Annotated in this window: 13 protein-coding genes and 1 pseudogene; 6 read left to right on the forward strand and 8 right to left on the reverse strand. The window is 70.9% G+C overall.

Features of this window, described 5'->3' with window-relative positions; translation table 11 throughout:
• The 6 genes and pseudogenes from ACP95_RS15845 to ACP95_RS14375 all read right to left on the reverse strand — a co-directional run.
• Positions 1–160: pseudogene (locus ACP95_RS15845) on the reverse strand (5-(carboxyamino)imidazole ribonucleotide synthase); the annotation flags it as partial.
• 72 nt (positions 161–232) lie between these two features.
• Entirely contained in the window at positions 233–436 is a 204-nt protein-coding gene (locus ACP95_RS16555) for a hypothetical protein (protein WP_321163006.1), read from the reverse strand.
• On the reverse strand, positions 433–2,046 hold the full coding sequence (locus ACP95_RS14360; protein WP_321163007.1) for a flippase activity-associated protein Agl23: 1,614 nt from the start codon (positions 2,044–2,046) through the stop codon (positions 433–435). The genes ACP95_RS16555 and ACP95_RS14360 overlap by 4 nt, the downstream gene beginning before the upstream one ends.
• Before the next feature lie 40 nt (positions 2,047–2,086).
• Positions 2,087–2,941: a universal stress protein gene (locus ACP95_RS14365; RefSeq protein ID WP_049981861.1), complete on the reverse strand. Its 855-nt coding sequence runs from the start codon at positions 2,939–2,941 to the stop codon at positions 2,087–2,089.
• Positions 2,942–2,990: 49 nt separating this feature from the next.
• Positions 2,991–3,839, reverse strand: coding sequence for a hypothetical protein (locus ACP95_RS14370; protein ID WP_049981862.1), 849 nt, complete (start codon positions 3,837–3,839; stop codon positions 2,991–2,993).
• 275 nt (positions 3,840–4,114) lie between these two features.
• The gene (locus tag ACP95_RS14375; RefSeq protein WP_049981863.1) at positions 4,115–4,891 is read right to left on the reverse strand and encodes a DICT sensory domain-containing protein; all 777 of its coding nucleotides are present in this window, start codon (positions 4,889–4,891) and stop codon (positions 4,115–4,117) included.
• Between the two features lie 98 nt (positions 4,892–4,989).
• Here ACP95_RS14375 and ACP95_RS14380 point away from each other — a divergent pair, with 98 nt between their 5' ends.
• Positions 4,990–5,307, forward strand: a complete 318-nt coding sequence (locus ACP95_RS14380) for a hypothetical protein (protein WP_049981864.1) — start codon at positions 4,990–4,992, stop codon at positions 5,305–5,307.
• A gap of 86 nt (positions 5,308–5,393) precedes the next feature.
• A complete protein-coding gene (locus ACP95_RS14385; RefSeq protein ID WP_049981865.1) occupies positions 5,394–6,773 on the forward strand; it encodes a M20/M25/M40 family metallo-hydrolase in 1,380 nt (459 codons plus the stop codon).
• Between the two features lie 11 nt (positions 6,774–6,784).
• On the opposite strand, the gene ACP95_RS14390 is transcribed toward ACP95_RS14385, so the two are convergent.
• Positions 6,785–8,116, reverse strand: a complete 1,332-nt coding sequence (locus tag ACP95_RS14390) for an isochorismate synthase (protein ID WP_049981866.1) — start codon at positions 8,114–8,116, stop codon at positions 6,785–6,787.
• A 26-nt stretch (positions 8,117–8,142) separates the two neighbouring features.
• Positions 8,143–8,733, reverse strand: coding sequence for a molybdopterin-dependent oxidoreductase (locus ACP95_RS14395; RefSeq protein WP_049981867.1), 591 nt, complete (start codon positions 8,731–8,733; stop codon positions 8,143–8,145).
• Between the two features lie 140 nt (positions 8,734–8,873).
• Here ACP95_RS14395 and ACP95_RS14400 point away from each other — a divergent pair, with 140 nt between their 5' ends.
• The 4 genes from ACP95_RS14400 to ACP95_RS14415 all read left to right on the forward strand — a co-directional run.
• The gene (locus tag ACP95_RS14400) at positions 8,874–9,086 is read left to right on the forward strand and encodes a DUF7120 family protein (protein ID WP_049981868.1); all 213 of its coding nucleotides are present in this window, start codon (positions 8,874–8,876) and stop codon (positions 9,084–9,086) included.
• A 110-nt stretch (positions 9,087–9,196) separates the two neighbouring features.
• The gene (locus tag ACP95_RS14405; RefSeq protein ID WP_049981869.1) at positions 9,197–9,475 is read left to right on the forward strand and encodes a UPF0058 family protein; all 279 of its coding nucleotides are present in this window, start codon (positions 9,197–9,199) and stop codon (positions 9,473–9,475) included.
• Positions 9,476–9,811: a DUF4112 domain-containing protein gene (locus tag ACP95_RS14410; protein WP_049981870.1), complete on the forward strand. Its 336-nt coding sequence runs from the start codon at positions 9,476–9,478 to the stop codon at positions 9,809–9,811.
• A gap of 114 nt (positions 9,812–9,925) precedes the next feature.
• On the forward strand, positions 9,926–10,224 hold a 299-nt coding region (locus ACP95_RS14415; protein ID WP_154018555.1), incomplete at its 3' end, for a hypothetical protein.

Genomic DNA, 10,224 nt, shown 5'->3' on the forward strand with positions numbered 1-10,224 from the left:
CCCCCTCGATCTGGTCGGCGACCCGCGCGGCGGGGCAGTCGGGAGTCGCGTCCAGTACGACCACGTCGACGCCCAGCGGCGACGCGGCCTCGGCGAGCATCCGGCCGAGCTGGCCGCCGCCGACGACGCCGAGCGTTGGTCCGGGCAGCGTGACGCTCATGCGCGACGCTTCCGGAGGGACGTGCATAAGGATTGCTGCATCGAGCGCGAGATGGGCACGTTCGTGTACTTCTCAGCGGTCGGTCGCCGCCGCCAGCGCCTCCCGATCGAGGAAGACGACGATCTCCTCGCTCCAGAGTTTGAAGCGGTGTACCCGGACCGCGTAGCCGTCGAGTTCGCCCTCGATCTCGCCCCGGGCGTCGTCGTGGGCGATCACGACCGGCGGCGCGTCGGCCAGCGCCGTCTCTGGCGGCGTCCCCGGCGCGCTCGAGGTCACGTTCGCGTCGGCGCGCTCGAGGTACCACGGCAGCGGGAGCCGGGAGTGCCACGACGGCCCGCCGGGCGGGGGTTGATCGAGGCTGGACTCGTTTCGACGTAGAACTGGGCCCCGCCGCCGGCGGCTTCCGTGCCGTAGAACAGCACGTCGACGCCGTCGTTCTCGGCGGCGATGGCGTCCACGTCGGCCATCGTCTCCTGGAGGTCGTTCGCGGGCTGTGCCCACTGGAGCACCTGCTTGTCCTCCTCGCTCGCGCTGTTCCAGTAGTCGGCGTTCAGCCCGACGACCCCCACCACGCCGGCGGAGAGCAGCAGCGCGGCGACCAGCGCCGGCGCCGCGAGGTCGAGCCCGCGGCGGCCGGTTTCGGTCGCCCGGCGAAGCGTCCCCCCCACCGACTCGTCGCCGGTCGTCAGGTCCCGTTCGACGACGCCGACGAGCGCCGCGACGCCGACGGCTGCCGGCACCGTCAGCGGGAGGACGACGTGGGTCGCGGCCCACGGCGCCTGGATGTCGGTCGCGATCGGGTAGCCGACGACGCTCGCGGCCGCCCAGTAGAAGCTGTACGCGACGAGCGTTCGCCGGCCCGCCTCGCCGCCGACGCCATAGCCGTCCGCGAGGAGCCCGATCAGCGCGAACCCGACGAGGACCGGCGCGCCGAACGCCAGCGTCTCCAGTGTGTCGTGGAGGAAGGCGAGGTAGGAGCGGCCGCCGCCGTCGCGGTCGAGCCACGTGTCGACGAGTTCGGTCGCGGTATCGACCAGCGCGGCGTCGAGCACGGCCCACAGGCTCCCCACCGAGTCCAGCGCGCCCCAGATCTCGGGGCGGGGCGCGTACATGAGCACGGTGACGCCGAGGAACGTCCCCGCGAGCGCCGCGAGCGCGCCGGCGAGCCAGAGGACCGCAGGGAGGCCACCCGACCGGTGGTCGAGCCAGTCGACGACGCCATCGAGGTCACGGCGGACGCGCAGGCCGGCGCCGTCGCCGTCGACGGCCGCGCGGACGAGCCGGTGGTCGTAGCAGACCGCCGCGGCGCCGCCGAAACAGGCGACGTAGAGGATCGCGTTCTCCTTGCTCGCGAAGCCCAGCGCGAGCGTGGCGCTGGCGGCGACCGCGGGCGCGAGCCGTCGGGTGTCGTACGCCCGCACGAGCAGCGCGAACGCGCCGAACGCGAACGCGCCCACGAGCATGTCCGAGCGCATGAACCGCGAGTAGTAGAGCAGCAGCGGCTGGACGGCGAGTATCAGGCCGAGCGCGACGGTCTCGCGGTCGTCGAGGTGGCGGCGGAACAGCCACGCCGAGAGCGGGAGCGCCGCGGTGACGACCGCGACCGGGAACCGGGCCCAGAAGTCGGTCGCCGGGACGACGTGGAACAGGAGCGCGTCGGCGTGCTGGACGAACGGCCCGTGGATGATGGGTCGGTAGTGGAACTGCCCCGTCTCGTGGTAGCGCAGGATCCAGTAGCCGACGCGGCCCTCGTCCCAGTGGAACACACGACCGCCAAGCCCGACCAGCCGGAGCAGCAGCGAGAGCGCCGAGAGCCCGACCAGCGCACGGAGCGCACGGCGCCCGGCGCGATCGGGCTCGTTCTCCCCGCGCCCGGCAGGTGACATGCGGGGCCGTTCCGAGTCGAGGTTTGAAGCTCTGTGGGTTTCAGTCCCCGCCGACGGTGACCACGGGCACGTCCGCCGCGCGGACGATCTTCTCGGCGACGCTGCCCAGCAGCACGCGGTCCAGGCCGCTCCGGCCCGTCGCCCCCATGACGACCGCGTCGAGCCCCTCCCGTTCCAGGCAGGCGAGCATCTCCTCTTCCGTGTCGCCGGTTTCGACGTGGCTCGTCACGTCGATCCCACGGCTCTCCGCCGCCGCAGCCACGTCGTCGATCGCTTCCTGGGCGGCGCCCTCGCCCTCGCCGACGGCGTCGCCGGCGCTCGCGAGCATCGAGTCCTCGGTGACCGTGATCACGTGGACGTCGGCGTCGAGTTCCGCGGCGAAGTCGAGCCCGTGGCGGGCGGCTCGGAGCGCGGTGTCGCTGCCGTCCGTGGGGAGCAGGATGCCGCCGTAGGGGAACTCGAACCCCTCCTCGTCGATCGGCGCCGTCAGCACCGGCATCGGCGCGAGCCTGACGACCTTCCCGGTGACGCTGCCGAGCAGGTACCGGGAGAGCCCCTCGCGGCCGTGGGTCGGCATCGCGATGAGGTCGTGGTCCTGCTTCTCGGCGTACTCGACGATCGTCTCCGCGGGTCGGCCCTGCTCGATACTGGTCGTGTACTCGACGCCCAGGGAGTCGAGCACGCCCCGGGCCTCGTCGACCACGTCCTCGCCCTCCCGGACCAGCGCGTCGATCACGTCGCCGCTGGTGTCGACAGTCACGCTGTCGCGGCTCGTATCCGCGACGTACAGCAGTTCGACGCTCGCATCGTCCCAGTTCGCCAGCTCGGCGGCGTGGTACAGCAGGCTGCTCTCGGCGGCCGCCTCGTCGATCGGGAGGAGGATGCTGTCGTACATGTCCCGCCGTTGGGGCGGGGGGTAAGTAAGCGCTGTTGCGGCGACGCGGTCAGCCGTGGCTCACGCCGTCGCGGTCGTCGGCCTTCTTCCGCCGGATCGCCGCCTGGGCGTTGCTGGCGTCGTAGCCGAAGAAGACCTCGTCGGCGTAGCTCTCGGCGACCTCCGTCGCGTGGACGAGGTTGTCCACGTCCACCTCGACGGCGTACAGTTCGATCGAGAACGGCGTGCCCGCCTCGGGCGTCTCGGGCGACCAGCCCAGCAGGTCCTGGAACCCCGAGGCGATGCTCTCCAGCCAGTACGTCGTGCTGTAGTGGGTGTCGTAAAGCGGGACGACGAACTCGTCGACGTACGCCGAGAGCATCGAGAGGTCGAGGCCGGCGCGCTCGAACAGGTGGCCCGGGTACGGGTCGGGGTAGAGCGTGAGGTACGTCTTTCCCGGGATGCGCTCGCTGGCCTCGGCGACGAACTCGGTGATCACGCTCGCGCGCCAGTCGAACCGGTCGTCGTACTCGCTCTCCGCGAACAGACGCTCACACCGGTCACACCGGCAGTACTCCGCACGCGGGAACTCCACGTCGTCGAGCCGCACGTCCTCGTTGGCCGCGGCGCAGTCGGCGATCGTCTCGAGCAGCCCCTCGCGGTACCCCTCGTGGGTCGGGCAGACGTACGCCCAGTCGAAGTACGGCTGCTCGCGGGTCGCCCGGTTCCCCTCGTCGTCGACGGGGACGAGCTCCGGGCTGGACTCGCCGGCGGCGTTGTCGCCGAAGCAGGAGACCATGTTCACCGCGTTCGGCAGCGGCTCGGCGGCCCGGCCGGTCACGTCCTTCACCTCGTAGAAGCCGCGGTCGAACGCCGGCCACTCGATCTCCTCCTCGTTGCGCGTGACGACGCCGTACATGGCCGAGGGGAGGACGCCCCGGCGGGTAAGTCGTTCGCTCCCGACGGCGCCGCGGCTGGCCGGGTGGTTACGAAAGAATCGCGCGACGGAGCGCGCGGCGGGGCGGGAGCCGTGAGTGAGTTACCCCTCCGATTCGACTTCCACTTCCACCGGCTCGGCTTCGCTGCCGACGAGGAAGTAGACGAGCGTGACGAACGCGAGCACCAGCAGCAGTTTCGCTTTCGTGGACATACCCGTCCGTTGGGCCGACTGGCCCATAAACCCGCCGACCCGGGTCAGAGCTCGCGGCGCACGTAGTCGTCGACGGGCAGCGCCTCGTCGGGATCGGTGGTGAAGAACCCGTCCCAGAGCCCCGTCTCGTCCTGCACCGCGAGCAGCGCGTAGGGGTCCGGGGTGGCGGGGTCGCTCGGCTCCGGCGGGCGGTGGACCACGAACCAGGAGTCCCGGTAGTCCTCGGTGTCGCCAGCGTGGACGGTCACCCCCAGCTCGTCCGCCCAGTCGGTCCCGCGGTCGTCGACGCCGTACACGTGCGTCTCCACGTCGCTCTCGCCGAGTTTTTGGTAGACCCGGTAGGTGCCCTGCTCGTCGACGATGCGTGAGAGCCGCTGGAAGGAGGCCCGGTGCGTGCCGGCGTCGCGCTGCCACGCCGCGCGCTCGATGTGTCGGGAGACGGCGATCAGGAGCAGCTTCTCCTTGTGGGACTGCGGGTACCCCCGGAGCCGGAAGTTCACGCCCTCCAACCCCCTGATCACGGCGGGCAGGTTCGTCTCCTCGAGGCCCGTCGACCCCGTGACGAACGCGTCGGAGTTGGTGAACAGCAGCGACGACGACACCGCGTCCAGCGGCGACTCCGCGAGCACCTCGCCGGACTCGTCGACCAGCAACACGGTGTCCTCGGCGACGCCCTCGACGGCGGCATCGTCGACGCTGACGGGCTGTTCGGCGAACACCCCCGCCAGCATCGAGCGGAGCTGTTCGGGCTGACTCCGGTTGGCGAGGATCAACCCCCGCCGAGTGCCATCGTGCTCGTCGACGAACCGCCTGAGCGACATGTCGCCGTGACGTTCTTCTGTCGGGCACATATTCCCTTCGGCCCGGCAGACCCGACACCGCAACAACAGCTTAGTCGGCGGTGGCCCAACCGGCCGGTATGGCCCTCCACACGGACGACGCGGCGTCGGTGCTGCTCGGCCGCGTCACGCTCGGCGTGTTCGTCGTCACCGGTGCGCTGGTCGCGCTCGCGGAGTGGGAGCTGCTGCCCGGCGAAACGCTCCTCGTGGGCGCGCCGGCGATCGTCGCCGCGCTCCTGCTCGACACGTACCTCTACAACGAGTTCCTCGTCGCCGGCGGCCCGCCGTGGCTCTGGGTGTGGATCTACGCGTTCCTCTACGTGCAGGCCGGCGTCGTCGGCGCCGCCGTGGCCGCGCTCCGCCGGTACTGGTCGGAAGAGGTAGCCGTCGACGCCTGAACCGGAAACGCCGTCGTGGTCGGCCCAGTTTCGGCAAGTTCCGACCCCTTGCGACCCTTTACCTCACTCCGGTCCTCCCGGCACCTATGGACCCGACAGTCGACGAGACGATCGAGAGCCGGTTCGACGCGTACCTGGACGACCTGATCGAGCTGGTCGCGCAGCCGTCGATCAGCGCCACCGGCGAGGGGATCCGCGAGTGCGCCCGCCTCGAGCGCGAGCGCTGTCTCGAGTACGGCTTCGACGAGGCCGAGATCGTCGAGACCTCGGGCCACCCCGCCGTGCTCGCCCACGCCTACGTGGGGAACGACCCCGACAACGACGCCCCGACGGCGCTCGTCTACGGGCACTACGACGTGCAGCCCGTCGACCCCGAGGAGTGGACCAGCCCCCCGTTCGAGCCGGAGATCCGCGTCGAGGACGGGCAGGAGCTGCTGTACGGGCGCGGCACCGTCGACAACAAGGGGCAGCACTTCACCTACCCCTGCGCGGTCCGGACGCTCCGGGACACCGTTGGCCTCCCCTGCAACGTCACCCTGCTGCTCGACGGCGAGGAGGAGAGCGGCAGCCCGAACCTGATCGACGCCGTCGAGGCCCGCGAGGACCGGCTCGCGGCCGACGTGTCGATCAACTCTGACGGCCCGATCGACGGCTCCGGCCGTCCGAGCGTGAGCTTCGGCAACCGGGGGATCCTCGTCGTCGGCGTCGACGTGAGCGGGCCGAAAGGCGACCTCCACTCGGGCCACTACGGCGGCGCGGTCCCGAGCCCCGCGTGGGAGCTGATCCGCCTGCTCGGCACGATGCGGGACGAACATGGTCGCATCGCCATCGACGGGTTCTACGACGCGGTCGCCGGCGTCCCGGAACCGGACCGCGAACTGCTCGACGAGTTCGAGCCCGACCCGGAGCAGCTACAGGCCGACCTCGATATCGGCGGCTTCCAGGACGGCCCCGGCGAGACGTTCCTCGAACAGACGCTCTACTACCCCTCGCTCAACGTCAACGGGCTCGCCAGCGGCCACGGCGAGGACGGGTTCAAGACGATCGTCCCGAGCGACGCGTCGGCGACGATCGACATGCGCCTCGTGGTGGAGCAGGACCCCAACGAGATCTTCGAGCTGTTCGAGCAGCACGTCGAGGCCCACGCCGACGACCGACTGGAGACGACCGTCACCTACCACGCGAGCATGGACCCGATGCGGACACCGATCGACACGCCGTACTTCGACCCCGTCGTCGACGCCGTCACCGACGGCTGGGGCGAGGAGCCGATCGTCAAACCCTCGACCGGCGGCTCGGCGCCGTACGCGCTGTTCACCGACTACCTCGGGCTCCCGCACGCGAGCATCCCGTACGGTCAGAACGACAACAACCAGCACTCCCCGGACGAACGCTTCGCCGTCGAGCACTTCCGGAAGGGAATCCGGACCAGCGCGCGGCTGCTGGACGCGGTTTCGACGGTCTGATCGGTCGCGTCTCAGTCCTCGCGCTCCAGCGCCGCCAGGATCGGCTCGAACTTCAGGCCGACCTCCTCCCACTCGTCCGCGGGGTCGCTGTCGGCGACGATGCCGTTGCCGGCGAACAGCGTCGCGCGGCGCCCGCCAGCGACCGCCGAGCGGATCCCGACCGCGAACTCGCCGTCGCCGTCGGCGTCGAACCAGCCCACGGGGGCAGCGTACCAGCCGCGCTCGAACGTCTCCGTCTCTCGGATGACGCGCTCGGCGGTCTCGGGCGGCAGGCCGCCGACCGCTGGCGTGGGGTGGATGGCGTCGACGAGGTCGAGCACGTGTGCGTCGCCGTCGAGGTCGGCCTCGATCGGCGTGTGGAGGTGCTGGACGTTCGCGAGCTTCCGGACCCCCTGCTCGGCGACGGTCACCTCGCCCAGCGGCGCGAGGCGCTCCTCGATCGCCTCGGCGACCAGCGCCTGCTCGTGCTGGAGCTTCTCGCTCTCGAGCAGCGAGTCCGCGAGCGCGGCGTCCTCCTCGGGCGTGTCGCCGCGGGCGACCGTGCCCGCGAGCGCCTCCGTCCGGGCGTGGCCGCCGTCGAGCCGGACCAGCCGTTCGGGCGGGACGCCGAAGAACCCCGCCTCGTCGCTCGGCTGGATCAGGAACCGGAAGCAGTCGGGGTAGGAGCGCCGCAGCCGTTCGAGCGCGTCCGAGATCGCCACCTCGTTCTCCAGCGTGACCGCGAGCGCGACCGCGAGCACGACCTTCCGGAGCTCGCCGGCCTCGATGCGCTCGACCGCGGACTCGATCCCCGCGGCCCACTCCGCCTCGGTCGTGGTGCGCCGGCTCGCGACGACGCCCGGCTGGTCGCCGACCGGTCGCATCGCCGGCAGCTCGGCGATCTCGTCGGCGATCGTCTCGAGTTCCTCCCCGAGCGCCGCCGTGTCGCCGTCGACGCGGGTGACCGTGAGGTGGGTCGCCTCGTCGGTGCGGACCAGCTGCACCCGCGGGAGGACGAACGCCGCCGGAGGGAACCCCTCCCACGGGGGTGCCGGCTCGTGGTCGTCGTGGAACGCCGCGCCGCCGAAGAAGCGGGGCCTGGCTGGACCCTCGGGCGTCGACGCGCCCGCGAACGTCGTCGCTGCGGCGTCGCGGACCGCGTCGAACCGTCGGCTTCCGGTGCCGGTCAGCCGGACCGCCTCGCCGGCGCCGACCACTTCCAGCCCGTCCGGGGCGGCCCAGTGGACGCGTGGCGCGCCACGCCCCGCGAGAAAGGCGCGGAACGAGACGTCCGGCACCTCCCGGCTCCGGGAAACGAGCGTCGTCTCTGCCGGATCGACACCGGCCTGCCGCGATGACTCCATCTACTCCTCCTTTTCGGCGGTCGGCCCTAACTGTACCGCTCCTCGTTCCACGGGTTGGCGGAGTCGGAGTACCCCCGCTTCTCCCAGTAGCCGAGTTCGGGCTCGGTGAGGAACTCGACGCCTTTCACCCACTTCGCGCCCTTGTAGGCGTACTTGTGCGGGGTGACGACCCGCAGCGGGCCGCCGTGGTCGGCGGGCAGGGGCTCGCCGTCGAACGCCCAGACGAACAGCACCTCCCGGCGGTCGCACTCCGCGAGCGTGAGGTCGGTCGTGTAGCCGTCGTGGGCGTGGAACAGCACGTGCTCGGCGTCGTCGTCGACGCCGACGGCGTCCGCCAGCTCCGGGAACGGGAGCCCCGTGAACTCGCAGTCGAACTTCGACCAGCCCGTGACGCAGTGGAAGTCCTGCAGCTGCGTCTCTGGGGCCATTTCCCGGAACTCCTCGGCGCTGAACTCGCGTTCCTCCTCGACGGCGCCGGCGACCGTGAACGTCCAGTCGTCGTCGACGGCGGGCGTGTCGCCCTTCGAGAGCACCGGGAAGCTCTCGGTCTCCCGCTGCCCCGGCGGGAGGCGCTCGCCGCCGAACTCCTCGTGCAGCGCCGTCACGTCTGTCGTCATACCCGAGCGAAGTGGGTCCGGTCACGTATGGGTGTCGGATCCGGCACCGTGGCCGGAGTCTGCGCCGGGAATTCGCGACGCTGCCGAGGCTCGACGCGCCAACGAGCTTAAATACCCACTCCGATTAACTCCCCTGACAGATGCCGAAGGTCGACCTCACAGTCCCCGAGCACTTGGAGATGCAGATCGCACAGCTCGTCGAGCAGGGCGAGTTCGTGGACCGCAACGAGGCCGTCGAGGAGCTCCTCTCCACCGGCCTGAAAGCCTACAAGACCAGCGGCCCGATGGACGACGAGGAGCCCGAGTACGAGGACGAGGGCATGATGGGCCACGAGGACGAGTACGTCTTCTGACCGGCGTTTTCGTGCGGCTCGCCCCCCTCCGGCAGTCGCAGCGTCGCCCCGGCCCCATCGTGTGAGATTTCCCCAATAACGTTTAACCGCCGGAACCGCGTGGTTCGGGTATGCACAAGGACGAACTGCTCGAGCTCCACGAACAGATGGTGATCATCATGGAGAACTTCCGGGACCGCGAGGACGTCGAGGCCGGCGCGTTCGACGAGTACGACGAGCTCGACGTGGACCCCTCCCACGTCCACAAATCCAAGAGCGAGCACAAACACGCCGTGTTCGTGCTGGGCAACGCGCTCGCGAACGCGATGAGCGACGACGAGTTCTCCTCGGCCGGCCGGATCGGCAAGCGCATGGAGGAGCTCGCCGAGGACGCCGAGAGCCGGCTGTAGATGGGGGAACCGGCCCGGCTGACCCGCGCCCGCCGCGTCGCGGACCTCCTCGACGCCGCGTTCACGCTACCCCTGATCGGGCGGGTGGGGTTCGACGGGCTGATCGGGCTGCTCCCGGTGCTCGGGGACTGGGCCATGGCGATCCCCTCGCTGTACGTCGTCTATCAGGGCTACCGGCTCGGGCTCCCGAAACGCACCGTCGCGTGGATGCTGCTCCTGCTGGGCGTCGAGACCGTCGTCGGGAGCGTCCCGGTCGTCGGCGACGCCCTCGACATCGCGTGGAACGCCAACCAGCGCAACGTCGCCCGCATCGAGCGCCACGTCGGCGCCGCGTGATCGACGACGCGAACCGACCCGTTTTTCAGTAGCTCGGGCGCAGCCGTCGCGCATGGCTGAGGACGCAGCCGAGATGAGCGATCGACTGCTGACGACCATCGGCGCCGCGCCGGCGTGCTGCAACTCGCGACGTTCACCTGGGTCGGCGTGCTGCTGTTCGACAGCGTCCCCTACGGCGTCGCCGCGGGCGGGCTCACCGGCGTCGGCGCGTTCCTGTTCGTCCCGTGGCTGCTGAGCTACTCCGCCGCTCAGGAGGCGAGCAGCCTCGAGCCGGCGAGCGAGCGACGCTCCCGCAGCACCGGGCCGGGGGTGTTCGGACTCGGCCTGGACGCGGGCGGCGTCCTGATGCTCGCGCTCGGCTTCGTGGTCGAACCGCCGTCGCTGCTGCTTGGCGTCGCGAGCGCGCTCGTCGT

This window comes from Halolamina rubra (genome assembly GCF_000739555.1).
Taxonomy (GTDB): domain Archaea; phylum Halobacteriota; class Halobacteria; order Halobacteriales; family Haloferacaceae; genus Halolamina; species Halolamina rubra.